Below are 19,041 nucleotides of genomic sequence, written 5' to 3' on the forward strand. Positions count from 1 at the left end.
ATTATTGACCTACACCAGAAGAATTAGCCTAAAATCCGCCCCGTACTATTTTATAATGTTATGGCTGATTATATTAAGTCTGAACTGCGAGGGTGGCGGAATTGGTAGACGCGCTAGCTTCAGGTGTTAGTGTCCTTACGGACGTGGGGGTTCAAGTCCCCCCTTTCGCACCAACAGACAATGTCAATAGCATTTTAATCATTTAAAACCAATGAGTTAACCCATCATTGGGCGATAGCTTTTTAATTATAATCTGTATTCTTCTCTTCTCTTTATTTTTGATATTTTAATTTAATCAATATGTTAGGTTGTAATTACTTTATCATATCAGGGTATTTATTTTAGCTGCCAATCTTCGTCTGGCTATATTATAGATTTATTTATAGTGGTATTTGATAGGCCAAATTACGGAAATAAGTGCACTGAAAAAGCCAGTAAACTAAAGGCCAACGCTAATACTGCCGGTAAAATTAAAAATAAACGCGAACTCTTATTAAATAACATTACTGCAGTCAATAGCATCGCAATAACTGTCGCTATCTTCAGATGATCAATACCGGATTGACTCATAAGATAGATAATACTTAATAAAACAACGGCAATAACCCCCCATAATCCGGGGCTATTTGAGCGTATCGATATACGCTGACTGGCTTTGATTGTCATATTTTCACCCCTGGTATTTTGCTGGCTGTCGCTAAGTAACTATTTTGAAAGTGACGTTAATTGCCACACCCAAATGATAATGATTATCAATCATATCTGTTTTTTAGCGAAAAACAACACCATTATTACTAAGGGAAAAGATTTTTTAGCTACGATTCACAAAGCTAAAATATTAACTAATTATTTGATTAATAAAACTTAATCATCTTATTTATATACAAATAAAAAGCAAAATAAAAAAGTTAATAAAAATAAATACTCTCTACCAGTGATTACTGAAAGCTACTATATAAAAAAATCCTCGCCATAAAGCCTATAGCGAGGATTATTCAGTAACCCATAATGATTAAAAATGTCTAATAAGTTGGCTATTTTTTCTCATGATCTATATTCATTTGCTCAGCTCTTTGATCAGCGATACCTTCGAGGGCATGGTAAGCCACGGCACTAAATAGTGAATTAAGCCGCTTCATATCACCCAATAAGCTAACATGCAGATTACTGGTATCGAGACTCTGCATATTTTGTTCATGTAAACGTTCAACATGAGAATAAGCATATCTTTGATTTAATAGACGAAAACGATGTTTTGCCCGACGTAATCGACGTGCATTATCCAGATCACCAGAGACAAATACTGACATCCCTAAACTGAGATTATGCTGGAGCCGCTCCATCAAGGTATTTAATTCTTTAAAGCCATTAGGCGAAAATGAACAACGATTATCTAATGATTTCTTGATCATTTCTGATGTCATACGATGAATAATCGTCGCGGATTGCTGCAGATTCAATGCAGTATCAATAATTTCAGCCCAGCGTCTTGAATCATCTTCACTCAGCTCATTTTGCTGTAACTGAGCAAGATATAACTTAATGCTACTATGCAACATATCCACTTCTTCTTCGAGATGATTAATCTCCCTGCGCTGATCCTTATTACCGTTCAAAACCTCAATAAAACGTTGCAACATTTGCTCGACAACATCGCCCATGCGTAACGTTTCACGTACAGCATTAGCTATCGCCAATGATGGAGTTTCTAACGCACTTTTATCCAGATAACGCGGGCCAATTTCACTTTCAGTTTTCGGTGGTGTGGGGATCATTACCATACATACGCGAGCCATGGGGCCAACAAATGGCAACATGATTAAACAACGAATTAAGTTATAAAAAACATGAAAATAAATCACGACTTCAGCTTCATTAAACCCGTATTGATCAACTGACATCGAAAGAGGTTTAATCCATGGTAAAATAATCAAACAGCCAATCAACTTGAAGAATAAGCTACCTAATACAACTTGCCGAGCAATTTCATTTTGCCCACGGCTGCTCATTAATGCCAATAATCCACTGCCGATATTCGACCCTATCACAATGCATAAGCTAATATACAGTGGCACTAATCCGGTCGCACTTAGCGTTGCGGTGATCAGTACTGCGGCAAGGCTCGAATAACTTATCATGGCAAAAATAGCCCCAACTAACAGTGCTAAAACCACATCACCGCTCAACGAGGTGAAAATCGTTCGAACCGCTTCTGCATGAGTAATAGGCTCGGCCGCGGCTACAATTAATTGCAGTGCCAGTAAGATAAGCCCAAGGCCAATACCTACGCGCCCCATTTGACCAATCCGATTCTTTTTATGACTTAAAAATGTGCTTACACCCGCTAAAATGAGTAGCGGAGAAAGCCAAGAAAGATCAAAAGTCAGCACCCTCGCCATAAGCGCAGTACCCACATCGGCACCCAGCATAATCACCATGGCAGGGGCGAGCGAAATTAGCCCTTGGGAAACAAAAGAGATCACCAGCATTGCCGTGGCATTACTGCTTTGGACCAATGCCGTAACACCAACACCTGCTAAAAAAGCGTTTGATTTTCGGTTAATGCTTTTTCCCAATATTCGGCGTAAATCTGCGCCAAAAACTCGCATAATGCCGGTCCGGACGATATGCGTCCCCCAAACCAATAATGCGACCGAAGATAAGAGATGTAATAATATCAGCATTAAAATCCTAATAGATAAATTGTGTCCGTCGTTTCAAAGACGACTGTTGTTAATAACCAAAAAGGAAGAATATATGTATAGAAAATAGTGTTATATCAATATATACAGCCTGCAATCATTAATAGCTTAGCGTCTATTTTGCAACCAGTATACCATAAGCGACCTAATAACATTCTTTGTTTTTCAATATATTACAAAAATACAGCCAGATTATAAAGTCGATCGCTGTCTGATAAACATACGCTTAATTGCCAAAAAATCTCATCATAATAGGCAGTTTATTTAGCATTTTTCTGTAGACTATCATAATAAAGTACAGCAAAAAATCACTCCACAATCGGCTGATTTTCTAATCTCAATCAATACTCTCGCGTACACTATTCCTCCAGTGTCACTGATATAATAAAAGAAACAAAAAAATCCCGCAGAGATCCTCTCCACAGGGATTTTACTTAAGTAGGGCGGTTAATTAATTATTAATCGGAGGTTATTTTAATCCCATCGCATCACGCATAGTAAAAAATAGATCGGTCTGATCGGTTAATCCCATCACATTAGCAGCATAAGGACCAAATGCGGCGACCCGCAACTGTGAGCCGGTATGCTCTTGCGATTCACCTTCTGAGTTCCCATAATTGACCACCATGACCGCACCATCTTTAGTCACCAGGGCTTGGGTTAAACCGCTTGATTTCACATCCTCGCCAATAATCTGGCTGGAATGTGCATGATCAGCGGTAACAATGACTAAGGTATCACCGTGCTTTTTAGCAAAATCTAGCCCGACTTGAACCGCTTGATCTAACGCTACCGTTTCACCAATTTGTCCACAAGGATTCGCCGCATGATCTTGTTTGTCAATTGAGGCGCTTTCTACCTGTAAAAAAAAGCCATTCGGATTTTCTTGTAGTAAATTTATAGCTTTTTCAGTCATTTGTGCTAATGTCGGCGCATTAGGATCAAACTTGGCATTCGGTTTACATGTCAGAGGTTCAGCAGATAAATCACGCTGATAACGTGCTTTTGGACCTTCCCAAGCAACCGCCATATTGCCCTCATGAAATAATCCTAATACAGGTTTTTGTTGGTTAGCCGAACTTACTGCCGCTAATGATTTCGCATCACGAACAATCTGATAGCCCCGGGCTTCGGCCTGTTGCTCGAGTGTTTTACCTTGATATTCACCGGCTTTGGCAAATTGCTTAAAACTTTTTGCTCCACCACCGAGAGTTACATCAGCTCGAGTCACTAACAATTGTTCTGAAATGGAACCTCGTCCCCCATTCTCTAACGCATTACTGGCGCATTTCTCACTGGTTTCTTCTGGACCATAGCATTTACGCGCGGTTACATGAGCTACCATTGCGGCAGGTGTCGCATCCTGAATTTCAGAGGTCGTTACATTACCCGTCGCTTTGCCATTACGCTTGGCAATTTCTAACAATGTTTCATGGTCTTTACCATCAACATCAACCCCGAGGGCACCATTATAGGTTTTAACTCCTGATGACCATGCGGTCGCTGATGCCGCAGAATCCGTCACATAATCCGGTTTTTTACTGTGTTTATTTAATGAATAGTGAGTGTATTGCCCGGTGATTGGCAACGCATCAATACCTTTAAAAAAGCCGCCGGCACCTTCTGCATAGTTACGCGCGACCGTAATTTCAGAATCCCCCATGCCATCACCAATAAATAGAATGACATTTTTAGCTTGGCTATTTAACAGCGCTGCGCGCATCGCCTCAGTTTGCTCTGCTGATAATCGACGCGCGCCACCAAATTGAGTGATATCACCTTGAGCAGTACGGTTTTGAGCCAATACATCACTGCTTTCAATGGTATTTTTTGCCGCGATAGCTGGTATAGACGTTGCCGACACCATGGACGTAATAGCTAAAGCCAAAATAGATTTCATACGACGATTCATCATGTTTATTTCCTTGCTTGCAATAAGAGATATCAAACAATGTGTATCTCGAATGGCAATCATCCTAGGGGATATACATGACAGTTAGATGAACTCTTTGTGTCAAAATTAAGTGTCACTCACGCAAATTAAATAGGAATAAACAAAAACAACCAATTCAATAGGCAACAATCTATTACTGACTGAATAGATAAAAGAAGCTGATCACAAAGACAGCTTATTCATTAATTGACTAACTAATTGTAATGCACTCAATAATCGATGGCGCTGTTCTGGGGTTAAACGTAAATAACGCCGGCTCGCAGGCAGTCTGCTGACCAACTCTGATGCCGTAAACGGTGTTATCTCACAATGCCAATTCCCTTGTTTAATTTCCAAATTAAGCGAAGTAAAATCAAGCTGTTCTAAGGTTTGAGTTATCACAGGATAGGCCGAAAACTGCGCAATAATCTGTTGCCCTACAGGTTGATGCGAAATCCACTTAATTTTTTTTTGACGTAATACGCCTGTTGTTTTCAACTCAATTCTGGCATCCAGTGAGGTAGAAAGCGCCCCACGAACCGAGAAACGCGTGTTCACAATAAAGGCTAAAAATAACACCTTAACCTGCTCAGTAACGCTAACCGTTAATTGATTATCCAGACTAATGACTAATTCAGTTGGCGTAATACGCTGAGACGGATACGGCAGTAGATCTCGTTCTAAGCGATTTAAGGTGATCCCAGCTTGATAACCCGCGGGAAGACGCGGCTGATTCAACCGTTGCCAAAAAGTACTTTTTTTCATCGGATTACGCGAGGCTACGCAGCGGCTCAAGTTGCACCTCCGAAGGTGAATTACTACCAAATGCTTGCGCTAAAACGAGCTCAACGTCGACGGGCTTAAATGGATTTACTTTTTGCACCAATACCGTCCAGACTAAAGCATAACTAGCCGTTAATCCCAACATAATAGCAAATGGAATATACACATCGGCCTTATCCATTCCCGGCGGCGTGATATATAAAATAGCGACAATAATACCGATACTGGAAATAATCTGTGGCAATGGGAAAAAAGGCGATTTATAAGCACGGTGTAAATCAGGACGGCGAATACGCAATAATACGACTGAGATTGTCACTAATAAATAAGCCGTGCCCCAAGAACATACAGCAGCCAGTACTAAAGGCATAATTCGATTTAAATCGCCTTGAATGGCAAAGGCATGCAAGCAAGGAATGAGAACCGCAACTAAAATACCGAATACAGGGGTTTTAAAGCGCGGATGCAAATAAGCAAAAATACGTGGTAACGCACCATCTAACGCCATACCATATAGAATCCGAGGTACCGCAGCCATTAACGTATTTATCGTGGCACCACCAGCAAGTAATAAACCTATTCCAATCCAGTATTTCCCCACATCCCCCATGACTTGTTCAGCAAATGCTGGTATTGCCATTGGCGTTTCGAGCAAACTAATATTAGTTTTGCTATCGATAATAATATTTTCAACTTGATGGGTCATGGCCGCACCATACATAAACATACAAGCCGCCACACCACATAATCCGGTCGCCATCGCGCGTGGAATAACTCGAGCAGAGTTTTTAATTTCTGGCGCCATCGGGGTAACTAATTCACAACCAACAAACATAAACATTGCCATGCCAATAAAGCTCACCACCAGCGTAGGATCAGAAAGATTTAAAGCCTTCCCAAACCAACCTTCTACTGGCACATTAAAAGGCATTAATAAACCACACAGGCTAAAGATAACCAAAGTACTCCACATGGCAAAAGTCAGAATAATTTCAACCTTACTAAAAGCTTCAATTCCAAAAGCGTTTAATAAACCAAACGTAATAACTAAACCCACTCCAACCATCCATGAAGTATTATTACTTTCCATCACAGTGTTTAGACTTTCGAAATTTACCAATGCCATAATACCGGACAAAATAGTCTCTGCGGTACCCGCAAAAATATGTACTATCAAGTAAGCTGATAATGCGCCGGTAATTGCCCAAAAGCGTCCCATGCCGCAAGAAATATAATCGTAAACCGATCCTGATGTGGGTAAAATAGCCGCCGCTTCAGAAAATGTGGTCAATTGCGCCTGCATCATAATAAAGCTAAGTAATACCGCTATCTCCACCAATACCAAAACCACTGGTGACGGTTAAAATAACCGGGCTCGCCATAATAACACCCACCGAGCTGGCTAATGTCGTCGGGAAACCTACTTTACCTTTCTCTATATGAGAGGTTAATTTTCTCGCTATATCCATTGTGCACCTCTATCACTATTGCCAAAAATAATAGTTAATATTGTTGTTAATTTTTTGTAGCGTGAATTAGTAATAGCCTAAAGCAGGAAATAATAACCATCGTCCTAAAGAACGATAACTCGAGGGGGAGAGAATGGCAGAGAAGATAATAGAAAGTACCGGTGATCAGAGTAGCTATTTAGATAACATCTTAAATACAATAAGTAATTTTAAAAATAGATTATTAATATATTAATTAACTTTGTCTGATTTGTACCAAAGCACGCTACTCAACTGGCTTGAAGAATAAAAATACAATTAGAATTGTGTAATCTAGCTAACGTTATTAATATGTGTATTTGGTGTTAATTTATGTTTAATGCATGATATTCGCAGCTCATTCTATTCGGGTTATAAAATAGGTTAAAATATGGATAGCGCACCTTTTACCTCTCACCAGCGTTCACTTATTGACTGCTGTCTTAATACCCTCGCTCATATTATTCCGATATCTGGCGCTGCCTATTATTTAGTTGATGAGCAATGGCGTGCTGAACACTATGTGTTATATGGTATTTCGTTGCAGGTACATCAACATTATTTAGATCACTTTCAGCAACTCGATCCTTTACAACCTGTCAATTTTAAAAATGACGATCAACGAGTGATCGGGCTATATCATCAGGCAAAGGTTCATGATCATGCTTTTTATCGTAAATTTATGCGCCCAAATAATTTATGCGATAGGGTAGAAATCTTCATTAGACAAAGAAATAAAATTATCGCGGGGATCTCTGTATTAAGAAATACACCGTTTCAGCATCATGAAATAACCCGTCTAAAGGCTATCTTGCCGATTGCAGAACTAGCCACTTTCGATATATTGCCAGAATTAAGAACAAATTTAACGCCAAAAGAAGTAGAAGTCGTACAGTTAGTCCGTGAAGGCGCCAGTAATAAACGTATCGCCTTATTATTAGATATCTCCCTCTCAACTGTAAAAACTCATTTACGCAACATCTTCGCTAAAACCAAAGTCACTAGTCGTACAGAATTAGTCTCATCTGGGTTTATTATTAAACAATAAATCACCATTTACGCTAAAGTGATAGATACTAAATAATCACCTTAAACTCAGTGTTTATTGCTAAATAAATATCTTTAATTGAATTTAATAACTAGATTTCATTAAAATGATATTATTTTAGAATTATAAGAAATACTGCTTACATATAATAATTTTTTATTTATTTAGCCTTATCCCCATTAATAATTCATCATAAAAAGTCTTTTTAATAATTATTTATCCCACGATAACAAATTATCAAATATATTTTTAATTTAAAATATATTATTTAGTTAGCCCAAAAAAACATTACAGATAATCATTATCATCTGCAAAGAAAAGTCAATGTGCTGTTTTATATGAAAAATTAAATGATAACTAAAAACCAAAAAAACAGATAACATAATTAAAATTAACCAATAACACTACACATGCAAAAATTTAATTAAATATTCCTTTTTTGCATATTGCCAATAAAATAATATTTTAAGTAGTATGAAGCTGACAGGGTAATTTTTAGCCACAGTATATTATTGATTATAATAATTCCTCAAAAGGAAGTTCTATGGACATATTAAAAGACAGTAAACTACTTCTAGTCAGTATATTTATTATATTACTGGCAGAAGCTATCGGACAAATAAAGATTGGCTTAGTGATGGTTTTTCCTATGCTTTATTCGATGTTAATGGGTGGGGTCATAAGTTTTCCTAAATTTAAAATACTAAACGAAAAAAATATGGCGCGAGCAGCCTCAATCATGAGTGTGGCCTTAGTGTTATTAATCGCTAAATTAAGCACCTCGGTTGGAGCCTCATGGGAAAAAATCATACAAGCTGGCGGTGCATTAGTTTTGCAAGAAGTCGGACACTTTATTGGCACGATTTTATTAGGATTACCGCTAGCCATTATGCTTGGCATGGGTCGTGAAGCCGTTGGCGCGACTTATTCCGTCGGACGAGAACCCAATATTGCGATCATCGAAGCTAAATATGGCTTAAGCTCTCCAGAAGGCCGGGGAGTCATGGCGATGTATATTTGTGGAACCTTATTTGGCGCCATATGGATGGGGGTTCTCGCCAGTGTTATTGCCGGATTAAATATTCTTAGTCCATTAGCCTTAGCTATGGGTGCAGGCGTTGGTAGTGGTTCAATGCTCGCTGCGGCCGTAGCCCCATTACTCGAAATTTATCCTGACCAAGCGGCGGATATTCAAGCGTTTTCATCTTCGGCTAATCTGATGTCTTCCGTGCTCGGCCTGTATATCTATATTTTCTTTTCCTTGCCATTTGCCTCGTTCTTATATAACAAACTAAGCAGAAAACGGGCTATCGATGATGTTTGTACACTGGATAATAAGGATAATTAATAATGAAAAAACTCATCGAAATTGCAATCATTTTAGTTTTACTGATGATTATAACCGCATTAGGGGATGCCGTCGGTGGTTCTATGTCTGGCCGAGGATTATTTTCTACTCTCTTTATCGATACTTTGATAGCAATGGCTTTACTGGCTGTGATGTCCTTTGCTGCCTACCTTATCGGCCAAATCCCACTGTTCAATAAACTACCAGTGATCTTCTGGGTCTCAATTATTTCTGCCCTATTATGCTCCCCATTATTTCCTTACGATAAAGAAATGATAGCCATGACTAGCAAAGTATCGATTGCCGTCATCAGTACCGTGGTACTGGCCTTTGCCGGTTTATCTTTAGGCAAAGATATCGATAAATTTAAAGCGATTTCATGGAGAATAATCCCTGTTTCTCTCGCTGTATTCTCAGGAACCTTCTTATTCGCGGCACTTATCGGGCAATTAACCCTCTCATGGAGTGGCGTAATTTAATTCAGGAAAATACTTATGATGACTAAAGAACAGCTTAAATCGCAGGTTTGTGCGGCAATTGCAGCCAGAAAAAATGATATAAAACAACTTGCTGAAAATATTTGGCGCGAACCAGAATTAGGTTTTAAAGAGACTAAAACAGCGCAAAAAGTGGAACAGGCGTTTGAAGCATTGGGGGTTCCTTACCGTAATAAATTAGCACTTACCGGAGTCAAAGGCCGCTTAAAAGGTGGAAAAGCCAGTAAACGTACGATTGCGGTAATAGGCGAACTGGACGCGATTTTATGCGCCGAACATCCTGATGCTGATGATCAAACAGGCGCAGCTCACTGCTGTGGACACAATGCGCAAATCGCCAATATGATGGCTGTCACCATGGGATTAATTGACTCAGGTGCAATGGCTTATTTAGCAGGTGATGTTGTCCCCTTTGCCGTTCCCGCAGAGGAATATGTTGAACTAGCATATCGTAATAAATTAATTGAACAGGGCAAAATTAGCTTTATTGGTGGCAAACCTGAATTAATTTCTCGCGGTGAATTTGATGACATCGATATGGCATTACAAATTCACTTAACTAGTGTAAAACCTGAACGTGATAATGGTTTTATTGAAATATCAACCACCACCAACGGTTTCGTCGGTAAATTAATTAATTACAAAGGAAAACCATCCCATGCGGCTGCCGCACCTCATTTAGGTGTCAATGCGCTAAATGCTGCCATGATGGGGATAATGGGGGTTAATGCGATTCGAGAAACCTTCCAAGAAAAAGACTATGTGCGTTTCCATCCCATTATTACCCAAGGGGGCGATCTCGTTAATGTCACCCCAAGTGATGTTCGCCTAGAAAGCTATGTGCGAGCGTCCAACGTACCGGCGATGATAGATGCCAATGAACGAATTACCAGAGCATTAGTTGCTGGAGCGATGGCTGTCGGTGCCGATGTTGAAGTCAAAGATCTCCCCGGTTATTTGCCGCTATATAACAACAGTTCACTGAATAATTTATTGCAACAAAATGCTGAGCACTTAATTGGTGAAGAAAATGTTTGGGTCGCTAAACATATGACAGGCAGTACCGATACTGGTGATTTATCTCATATTATGCCGGTTAGCCACCCATGGATAGGCTCTATTCGCGGAGGATTGCATGGCAAGGATTATACGGTTTTCGATGAGGATATGGCCTATATTCGCCCAGCCCAAATGATGGCAATGACCATTATTGATCTGCTATTTGACGATGCACAACCCGCAGAAGAGCTATTAGCTAACTATCAACCGTTGATGTCTAAAGATGAATATCTCGCTTTCATTAATAGCTTTAAGAACGCATCATAATGGCTCAGTTTGCGATAATACATAAAAATAGCACTTAAAATAGTGTTTAAAAAGCAGTTAAGGCCCCCAGATATTGGTGGCCTTAATTATCTAATTCTAATAATTATCAAATAATTAATAACGTATCATGATCGATTTCAGTTCAGTATAATATTCAATAAACGCACTACCGAATTCACGGCCGATCCCTGATGATTTGGTCCCACCAAAAGGAACCGCAGGATCGAGAAACGTATGCATATTAACCCATACCGTCCCAGCTTTAATGTGTGGGATCATACGCATTGCTTTACCCAGATCGTTGGTCCACACACTCGCCGCTAACCCAAAAGGCGTATTATTGATCATCGAAATAAGCTCGTTTTCATCGTCATAGGCTAAAAAGGTCCCTACGGGTCCAAACGTCTCTTCTTGCATCAAACGATCTTTGGAGCTATGCGCGCGAATGATCGTCGGTAAAACAAAATAACCCGCTCCTGCCAATGGTTCAGCACCGTAAATAATCTCACTGCCGTCGCTGCGTGCTTGAGCAAATAATTTAAGAATTTTATCGTAATGGGCTTTATTGGCTAACGGCCCCATATCTGTCGATTCATCCAATGGAGAACCAATTTTAAACCCCGCAAGACGTTGTTTTAAAGCGTCCAATACCGGTGAAATTAATTTAGCTGGGATATAAAAACGCTCTGCGGCGGCACAAATTTGTCCTTGATTCAGGTAACCCGCCTCAATTATCCCCTCAACCATTTTATCTACCGATAAATCAGCCAGAAAAACTGCTGCATTTTTACCGCCTAACTCTAACGTCACATGAGTCAGTTTACCGTCCATCGCGGCTTTACCGACTGCAAGCCCAGTGGGTACCGAGCCAGTAAAAGTCACTTTTGCACACAACGAATGGCTGATTAATGCAGGACCAAGCTCTCGCCCATCACCGTTAATAATATTAATTACACCATCGGGGATGCCAGCTTCTTTAGCTAATTCAGCCACTCTAAGCATCGTTAAGGGCGTGAATTCACTCGGTTTCAGTACAATGGTACAGCCACACGTCAGCGCTGCGGCAAGCTTCCATATCGAAATCATAATGGAAAAGTTCCACGGAATAATTCCTGCAACCACGCCCAGAGGTTCACGGCGCGTAAATGCGCTGTATTGCTCGCCATGGAAAGAAGGCAAAGAAACATTCAAGGTTTCGCCACTGATTTTGGTCGCCCATCCTGCAAAATAGCGTAAAAACTGAGCGGAAGAGCCAATTTCAAGAACACGCGATAATTGAATAGTTTTACCAGAACATAATGTTTCTAACTGAGCGAGTTCTTCATTATGTTTTTCCAATAAATCTGCTAAACGATTCAAGCATTGGCCACGTTCCATGGGTGTAGTTTGTGCCCATACGCCTTGAAATGCAGCTGATGCTGCCTGCATCGCCGCATCAACTTGGCCCAGCGTTGCCCCATTAACTGTCGCGATCACTTGTTCTGTCGCCGGATTTATCACAGAGAAACTGTTTGCGCCGTTACCAAGCACCGCTTGGCCATTAATATAATGCCCGTGTTGGCGCTGAATAAACGATCTCACTTCGGGTAATAAGGCAATGTCACTCATCTTTCCTCTCCACTATTTCACGGCTCTTTCGCAACTCTATTGAGCAGTTAGCCATTTACGCAGGCAATATAATGTTTCACAAAACGCTCTGCGGTAATTTCCCAAAGAACTTCCGTGCCTTTTACTGCAAACCAGCTATCACCACGTTGGTATTCAACCATTACGCCGGTTGTTAAATCGGTTAATTTAACTGAGCCTTCATAGACCGTTGCCATTTCATCAAATGGGTAGGTCATTTTGAAACTGCCGGTGGTACAAGCAAAAATACCACAAGTCAGATTATCCGTCGGTTCACCATGGATCATGGCGACACTGGCTTGTGGATCCCCGGAAACTACCTCAGAGCCAAGATGAGTTACGCTTCCAATATTCAGCAGTTCTGGCAGAGGTTTATTCAGTAATAAAGGAGAAATCATGATGTTATACCTTGTTAAGTTAGGGAGAATTAATTAACGACGCCCTTGCCAATAGCCCGAGGTTTGGTGCCAAATTTTACCAAGGGAGACAATCACATTGCGTAAACTATCTTTACCAAGAATAGTGGCATGGGGAATAGAACTCATCAGCTCATAACGCGGTGATCCTTCAGCCATCCCTTCAGCAAGAACTTTGCAGACAATATGGCTAGGGGTTACGCCAAAACCGGAATATCCCTGCACAAAAAATACATTTTTATGCTGAGGTAATGAGCCAATTTGTGGAAATAAGTTTGCGCTACAGCACATTGGTCCCCCCCAGGCTAATTCAATTTTTACATCGTTGAGATAGGGGAAAACTTTTAGCATTAAGTTACGATTCCACGCTTTAAGATCCGCCGGAATATACTCTAAAAAGCCGGTTGCACTGCCAAATAATAAGCGGTTTTCTCGGGTGACTCGGTAATAATCGATCACCGGGCGAATATCACTGTATGCGCCACGGATCGGGCTGATCTGATTGATTAGATCGTCGGATAACTCTTCGGTCATCATTTGGAATGCATAGGTATTAATGGTCTTACTGTAGAGCGCTGGCTCTAAGCCATCGAGGAAGGCATTGCACGCCCAAAGCATTTTTGTCGCACGAACTGATCCCATTGCCGTGTGAACTGTGACTCTATCGCCATAATCGACTTTCAGCACTTGGCTATTTTCAAAGATTTTAGCTCCGTACTCGCTAACGGCTTTTGCTTCACCTAACAATAGATTTAATGAATGGACATGCCCACCCCCCATATGCTTTATTGCACTGGTATAGGCATCGGAGCCAATCACTTTCCTCACTTCTGAGCCGGTATAAAACTCAATATCTTCGTCTGGCGTGATAGCTTGAAACTCTTTTATCCAACTGCGTAAAGTTTTTTCTTGCCGTTGATTACTGCCCAGATAAGCATAGCCATGACAAAAATCAGCATCAATGTTGTATTTTGCAATACGCTCACGAATAATTGCAGCACCCATATTACTGATTTTAAATATGGTTTCTAAACCATCGGTACCAACGTGCTTTTTGATCACGTCGAGATCATGGCCGATCCCCGCCATAACTTGCCCACCATTGCGTCCTGTTCCCCCGTAACCGAGATAACGACCTTCCAAAATAGCAATATTGGTGATGCCCTTTTCGCACAGCTCTAATGCAGTGTTGATCCCTGAGAAACCGCCACCAATGATCACAACATCAACATCTAGATCCTCGGTTAACGTCGGGAAGCGTAAATCATATTTTTTCGTTGCCGAGTAATAGGTTAATGATTCAACTTGATTATTCATTTGGATACCCTGTTAGTATCTTGTCATAACCTTGATTATCTTCACCTAGGATTAACTTTTATATGTCCCTTTAGGTACATTATAAACATTTATTTAACATTTGTGATGAGTATAGAAAAATGAACAAAAATAAAACCATGATCTAAAATTAATTTAATCATTATTTATCAAACTATTAGACTGATATTTAGTGATATATCAGCATATATGATGCAGCATAATCCATCGTACAAACCAGCCTAAAAAAATGTTTAATCTTTATTCTTTACTTTGAATATCAATATTTCAATCACTTGATTTATATGGATAAATATATTTTATCACCTTAAAACATCGGTATTAAGTTAAAAACTAATTAATCGGCTTAATTTATAATAAATTATGGATTTTTTAAGTTCATTAATAAGTTAAACAATTCAGCTTGAGAGTTAATATTTAGTTTTTGATAAATATTTTTACGATGGTTTTTCACCGTACCCGGACTAATAAATAACGCTTGTGCAATATACGGCGTTCTTTTACCTGCTAAAATGAGTTCAACCACCTCATACTCTCTTGGGGTTAAACTAAAATGACGCCGAACATTTGACTGAATAGAAGGAGTTGAAGGCTCGGCAACAGTGGCTATTTGTATTTGACGATGTAATCGTGCGACGCTAGAAATAATCTCAATAGCCTCTTTAAACTGGGTTTGGCGCTGCTTTTCTAGCCTAAATTGCTGCTCTTCATTACCAAAAAATAGCCCTATTCGTTTATCTGGCGACAGCTCAATCAATAATCCAGCTTCATCTTGCCAACCGGTTTTCCGATAAAAATTCAGATAATAATCAGTATGATAAAATCCATTTGGTGCAAGATCTTTTAAAGTAAGTAGTTGATTATCGCCACCTTTAATTAATTGCTGATAAAATGGGTCCATTAAATATGCCCCTTGCTGGTAAATCCGATTTAACAGGTCACTATTTCGATGTTCCACTTTGATTAAACAGTGTGGCGGTGTGTCGTTTTCAAACGCATAAATAATGGCATTATCAAACGGAATGAAATCACCGAGCCAAGTTAATAGGTTAGGATAAAAATTATCGGTTGCGACAGCATCGATCACTTGCGGTAACCTCTCTATATATCCTTCCATTTGGCCCCCATAAGTTATTTCATTTCAATATTAATGAATCCTATTTTATACCTGTGGCTAAAATTTAAGCCTGTCTATAAAAAACACATTCAGCCAAGAAGCTCAATTATTATGTTATTAATATGTTAATTAAATCACACTATCATGGACACTATTCTAAATACTATTCTGCAAAAGTAGAGAGAGCCTAAATTAAGCGGCATAAACCGCTTTTAGTTCACAGGAAATCTATGCTTAGTCATATATGATTGAATATATTTAATTAGGAGGAACTATGACACAACAGAAGATCATTCTTGACTGCGATCCGGGGCATGACGATGCAATGGCTATTTTACTGGCACTGGGGCATCCAGATATTGATTTACTGGCAATTACAACAGTCGTCGGTAATCAAACACTGGAAAAAGTCACCCATAATGCGCGCACTATAGCCCAATTTGCAGGCATGAAAAATATACCGATCGCTGCCGGCTGTCATCGTCCTTTAATCAGATCAATTCAAAATGCCGCACAAGTTCATGGAATTAGCGGGCTCGATGGAACCCATTTACCTGAACCTACCTTAGCTTTAGATAATCGCCATGCTGTTGATTTAATTATTGAAACATTAAAATCACATCCAGCAAAAACCATTACATTGGTTCCTATTGGAGGGCTAACCAATATTGCCCTTGCCGTAAGAAAAGCACCAGAAATCGTAGAATTGGTCAAAGAAGTGGTTTTAATGGGCGGTGGTTACCATATAGGTAATCAGTCTGCGGTCGCTGAATTCAATATTCGTATTGATCCCGAAGCTGCTCATATTGTATTTAACGAGAAATGGCCATTAACCATGGTGGGGTTAGATTTAACCCATCAAGCCAAACCAACCGCACAAATTATGGCTGATATTGCAGCATTAAATACACCGATTAGCCAGTTTGTTACCGACTCCATGAATTATTACACTGCTGGTTACCGCCAACGTAATCAAGCTACAGATTACGCCCCGGTTAATGATCCTTGTGCTGTGGCTTATGTGATAGATAAAACGTTAATAACCACTCAACGAGTACCGATAAATATCGAACTTCAGGGGCAATTAACCTGTGGAATGACTGTTGCTGATTTCCGTCATCCTGCACCGCCGGACTGCCATACACAAGTCGCCGTCAGCTTGGATAATCCGCGTTTATGGCAATTATTTATAAACGCATTAAAAAATCTGAACTAAGCTAATTAAAATCATGAGTAACATACCGAACAGCAAATAAAATATCACCACACGCTGTTCGGATTTTATTAACTTATTGATTATTTACTAATTTTTTTAATGGTAAATAGCGACGAATCAAACGCCAACGTAGCTTTAAGCTAGTGGCATTGCGCCACACAATATCCCAATAACCATTATCTAAAAATTTTCTCGCCATCTGTCGCTTTAGCTCGGGGGATTCAATCGACATAATCGCGAGGATCACCCCTAATCCTTCTTTGCCGATTTGCCACAAACAGGCGGGTGCCTGTTTAACTTGATCAGGATAACGCTGATAAATAGCCATTAGCATATCTATAATTTTCAAATAGGTGTTTATTTTACGCACCTGTCGTTCATCGCCTTGCAGTGAATGGGATACCGATTGATTATGGACTAAATAATCGTAAAATGACTTATTAGTAAACTGTACGCGTTGTGCGGCTAATAGTACTTCAGTGGTCCAAGGAATATCCTGATGATGTAATTTTGGCTCAAAAGCAAATTGATGGGCTGTCAAAAAATCCAGACGATATACATTCAGCCAAGCAACATGCAAAAATTTACGTGAACTTAATCCGATTTGTAGCCATTCAGCACCAGAAATCACCCCCGTCGAAGGTACTCGGTTAGGAGGGAAAATTGTTTTTTCCGGCGAGCCATCAGTATAAATGTAGGTACCATTACAGGTTGCGACATCTAATTCATTGGTCTCTGCCATTTCCAATAAGCGCTTATACATCCCGGGATGGATAACATCATCGATATCAGGAAAAGTAATATAATGCCCTGTCGCAGCAGCCATACCGCGATTACGAGTTACTGAAACGCCTTGATTCTCATGCTCTAGAATCTTGATATTAGGAAATTTATTTTGATATTGGCAGATCAATGCTGCACTGTTATCCGTTGATCCATCATTAACTAAAATAAGCTCCCAGTTATCCAGCTGTTGCGCTAATAAGCTATCAAAAAACTGGACGAGAAATTTACCACCGTTATAAACCGCAGCAACAATACTCAATATGGGTCGAGAGGACATATTTAAACCTTATAAAATCCTGAATTGCTTATACTAAAAATAAACGATTAAAATATCACACCAACAATTCATGTAAAGGCGAAAATAAGACCCGTATACTCTATATTTATAGAATATAATATTAAAATAAATTATCTAGGTATTACTATTTACCTACGCATTTTTTATTATTATTCAATTGATTATTCACCCTGTGCTAAGGAAATAACATGGCTGGAAGTAGCTTATTAGCCTTATTAGATGATATCGCCGCAGTATTAGATGATGTCGCATTGATGACCAAAGTTGCCGCTAAAAAAACCTCAGGAGTTTTAGGCGATGATCTGGCACTGAATGCCCAGCAAGTCACCGGAGTACGAGCAGATAGAGAGATCCCTGTCGTTTGGGCTGTAGCAAAAGGATCGTTTCGTAACAAATTGATCTTAGTCCCACTCGCGCTGTTGATCAGCGCATTTGCGCCTTGGGCAGTTACCCCGTTATTAATGTTGGGGGGAGCATTCTTATGTTTTGAAGGTGCTGAAAAACTGGTACATAAATATTTGCATCGAAAAGAAAGTCATAATAATGAAGATATTACGCCGGTAATGACGGCTGAAGAAATTTCAGCGTATGAGCAACAAAAAATCAAAGGTGCTATTCGTACCGATTTTGTTCTCTCGGCAGAAATTATTGCACTGACTCTGGGCATAGTTGCAGGAGCAACATTACTGAATCAAGTCGTGGTGTTATCTATCATTGCCATTGTGATGACTATTGGTGTATATGGTCTAGTCGCGGGGATCGTTAAACTTGACGATCTGGGATTTTATTTGCAAAAAACAGCATCGAAGCTGTTGAGAAAAATCGGCGATGGTTTAATCAGCGCCACTCCTTACCTAATGAAAACACTGTCTGTCGTCGGAACTGCAGCCATGTTTATGGTGGGGGGCGGGATTCTAACCCATGGTATTAGCCTGCTGCATGAGCCGATTGAATCTCTGACCACCAGCGCAAGTTCTGTCCCGGTGATTGGTCATATTTTACCCCTTATTACTCCGACACTGCTTAATATGCTTGCCGGTGTTATTGCTGGTTTACTGCTGGTTGGAGTGATCACCATATTTAGTCGCTTCAAAAAACAGCCTAACAATGCGTAATGTATGCA

General features: G+C 39.8%; 15 protein-coding genes, 1 tRNA gene and 1 pseudogene. 7 read left to right on the top strand and 10 right to left on the bottom strand.

Annotated features, from left to right (window positions below; translation table 11 throughout):
* Nucleotides 1-86: 86 nt before the first annotated feature.
* Nucleotides 87-173 (top strand) — tRNA-Leu (locus MNY66_RS13400).
* Nucleotides 174-405: 232 nt separating this feature from the next.
* Here the strand turns inward: MNY66_RS13400 and MNY66_RS13405 are convergent.
* The 5 genes and pseudogenes from MNY66_RS13405 to MNY66_RS13425 all read right to left on the bottom strand — a co-directional run bounded on the left by MNY66_RS13405 (nt 406) and on the right by MNY66_RS13425 (nt 6,887).
* The gene (locus tag MNY66_RS13405) at nt 406-666 is read right to left on the bottom strand and encodes a DUF1435 family protein (RefSeq protein WP_053907609.1); all 261 of its coding nucleotides are present in this window, start codon (nt 664-666) and stop codon (nt 406-408) included.
* A 368-nt stretch (nt 667-1,034) separates the two neighbouring features.
* A complete protein-coding gene (locus MNY66_RS13410) occupies nt 1,035-2,684 on the bottom strand; it encodes a Na/Pi cotransporter family protein (protein WP_047255037.1) in 1,650 nt (549 codons plus the stop codon).
* Between the two features lie 487 nt (nt 2,685-3,171).
* Nucleotides 3,172-4,617 carry an alkaline phosphatase gene (phoA, locus tag MNY66_RS13415; protein ID WP_053907608.1) on the bottom strand — a complete coding sequence of 482 codons (1,446 nt, stop codon included), beginning with the start codon at nt 4,615-4,617 and terminating at the stop codon, nt 3,172-3,174.
* Between the two features lie 201 nt (nt 4,618-4,818).
* Complete coding sequence (locus MNY66_RS13420) at nt 4,819-5,430, bottom strand: DUF3156 family protein (protein ID WP_337252302.1); 612 nt, start codon at nt 5,428-5,430, stop codon at nt 4,819-4,821.
* Nucleotides 5,405-6,887: pseudogene (locus tag MNY66_RS13425) on the bottom strand (APC family permease). Before MNY66_RS13425 ends, MNY66_RS13420 begins: the two are co-directional and overlap by 26 nt.
* 409 nt (nt 6,888-7,296) lie before the next feature.
* Between MNY66_RS13425 and MNY66_RS13430 the strand changes: the two are divergent.
* The 4 genes from MNY66_RS13430 to MNY66_RS13445 all read left to right on the top strand — a co-directional run bounded on the left by MNY66_RS13430 (nt 7,297) and on the right by MNY66_RS13445 (nt 11,124).
* Nucleotides 7,297-7,953 (top strand): helix-turn-helix transcriptional regulator, encoded by a 657-nt coding sequence (locus MNY66_RS13430; RefSeq protein WP_047255034.1) that lies wholly within the window; start codon nt 7,297-7,299, stop codon nt 7,951-7,953.
* Between the two features lie 544 nt (nt 7,954-8,497).
* Nucleotides 8,498-9,301, top strand: coding sequence for a DUF3100 domain-containing protein (locus MNY66_RS13435; protein ID WP_047255886.1), 804 nt, complete (start codon nt 8,498-8,500; stop codon nt 9,299-9,301).
* Nucleotides 9,302-9,303: 2 nt separating this feature from the next.
* The gene (locus MNY66_RS13440; RefSeq protein WP_047255887.1) at nt 9,304-9,780 is read left to right on the top strand and encodes a hypothetical protein; all 477 of its coding nucleotides are present in this window, start codon (nt 9,304-9,306) and stop codon (nt 9,778-9,780) included.
* 15 nt (nt 9,781-9,795) lie between these two features.
* A complete protein-coding gene (locus MNY66_RS13445) occupies nt 9,796-11,124 on the top strand; it encodes an amidohydrolase (protein WP_241501065.1) in 1,329 nt (442 codons plus the stop codon).
* Between the two features lie 114 nt (nt 11,125-11,238).
* On the opposite strand, the gene MNY66_RS13450 is transcribed toward MNY66_RS13445, so the two are convergent.
* From MNY66_RS13450 to MNY66_RS13465, 4 genes are all read right to left on the bottom strand, one after another.
* A complete protein-coding gene (locus MNY66_RS13450) occupies nt 11,239-12,732 on the bottom strand; it encodes an aldehyde dehydrogenase family protein (protein WP_241501066.1) in 1,494 nt (497 codons plus the stop codon).
* A 47-nt stretch (nt 12,733-12,779) separates the two neighbouring features.
* On the bottom strand, nt 12,780-13,148 hold the full coding sequence (locus MNY66_RS13455) for a cupin domain-containing protein (RefSeq protein WP_047255889.1): 369 nt from the start codon (nt 13,146-13,148) through the stop codon (nt 12,780-12,782).
* A 33-nt stretch (nt 13,149-13,181) separates the two neighbouring features.
* On the bottom strand, nt 13,182-14,483 hold the full coding sequence (locus MNY66_RS13460) for an NAD(P)/FAD-dependent oxidoreductase (RefSeq protein ID WP_047255890.1): 1,302 nt from the start codon (nt 14,481-14,483) through the stop codon (nt 13,182-13,184).
* Between the two features lie 379 nt (nt 14,484-14,862).
* A complete protein-coding gene (locus MNY66_RS13465) occupies nt 14,863-15,618 on the bottom strand; it encodes a helix-turn-helix transcriptional regulator (RefSeq protein WP_241501067.1) in 756 nt (251 codons plus the stop codon).
* 274 nt (nt 15,619-15,892) lie between these two features.
* Here MNY66_RS13465 and uriH point away from each other — a divergent pair, with 274 nt between their 5' ends.
* Nucleotides 15,893-16,834, top strand: coding sequence for a uridine-preferring nucleoside hydrolase UriH (uriH, locus tag MNY66_RS13470; RefSeq protein ID WP_241501068.1), 942 nt, complete (start codon nt 15,893-15,895; stop codon nt 16,832-16,834).
* A gap of 73 nt (nt 16,835-16,907) precedes the next feature.
* Here the strand turns inward: uriH and MNY66_RS13475 are convergent, their stop codons facing one another.
* A complete protein-coding gene (locus MNY66_RS13475) occupies nt 16,908-17,897 on the bottom strand; it encodes a glycosyltransferase (protein WP_047255893.1) in 990 nt (329 codons plus the stop codon).
* 209 nt (nt 17,898-18,106) lie between these two features.
* On the opposite strand from MNY66_RS13475, the gene MNY66_RS13480 reads away from it, so the two are divergent.
* Entirely contained in the window at nt 18,107-19,033 is a 927-nt protein-coding gene (locus tag MNY66_RS13480; protein ID WP_241501069.1) for a DUF808 domain-containing protein, read from the top strand.
* Nucleotides 19,034-19,041 lie beyond the last annotated feature (8 nt).

Origin of the sequence: Moellerella wisconsensis, assembly GCF_022592395.1 — a bacterium.
GTDB lineage: Bacteria > Pseudomonadota > Gammaproteobacteria > Enterobacterales > Enterobacteriaceae > Moellerella > Moellerella wisconsensis.

Coding starts and splice junctions, on each gene's coding strand:
- MNY66_RS13405 (WP_053907609.1), bottom strand. CDS start 666: ATGACAATCAAAGCCAGTCAGCGTATATCGATACGCTCAAATAGCCCC.
- MNY66_RS13410 (WP_047255037.1), bottom strand. CDS start 2,684: ATGCTGATATTATTACATCTCTTATCTTCGGTCGCATTATTGGTTTGG.
- phoA (WP_053907608.1), bottom strand. CDS start 4,617: ATGATGAATCGTCGTATGAAATCTATTTTGGCTTTAGCTATTACGTCC.
- MNY66_RS13430 (WP_047255034.1), top strand. CDS start 7,297: ATGGATAGCGCACCTTTTACCTCTCACCAGCGTTCACTTATTGACTGC.
- MNY66_RS13435 (WP_047255886.1), top strand. CDS start 8,498: ATGGACATATTAAAAGACAGTAAACTACTTCTAGTCAGTATATTTATT.
- MNY66_RS13440 (WP_047255887.1), top strand. CDS start 9,304: ATGAAAAAACTCATCGAAATTGCAATCATTTTAGTTTTACTGATGATT.
- MNY66_RS13445 (WP_241501065.1), top strand. CDS start 9,796: ATGATGACTAAAGAACAGCTTAAATCGCAGGTTTGTGCGGCAATTGCA.
- MNY66_RS13450 (WP_241501066.1), bottom strand. CDS start 12,732: ATGAGTGACATTGCCTTATTACCCGAAGTGAGATCGTTTATTCAGCGC.
- MNY66_RS13455 (WP_047255889.1), bottom strand. CDS start 13,148: ATGATTTCTCCTTTATTACTGAATAAACCTCTGCCAGAACTGCTGAAT.
- MNY66_RS13460 (WP_047255890.1), bottom strand. CDS start 14,483: ATGAATAATCAAGTTGAATCATTAACCTATTACTCGGCAACGAAAAAA.
- MNY66_RS13465 (WP_241501067.1), bottom strand. CDS start 15,618: ATGGAAGGATATATAGAGAGGTTACCGCAAGTGATCGATGCTGTCGCA.
- uriH (WP_241501068.1), top strand. CDS start 15,893: ATGACACAACAGAAGATCATTCTTGACTGCGATCCGGGGCATGACGAT.
- MNY66_RS13475 (WP_047255893.1), bottom strand. CDS start 17,897: ATGTCCTCTCGACCCATATTGAGTATTGTTGCTGCGGTTTATAACGGT.
- MNY66_RS13480 (WP_241501069.1), top strand. CDS start 18,107: ATGGCTGGAAGTAGCTTATTAGCCTTATTAGATGATATCGCCGCAGTA.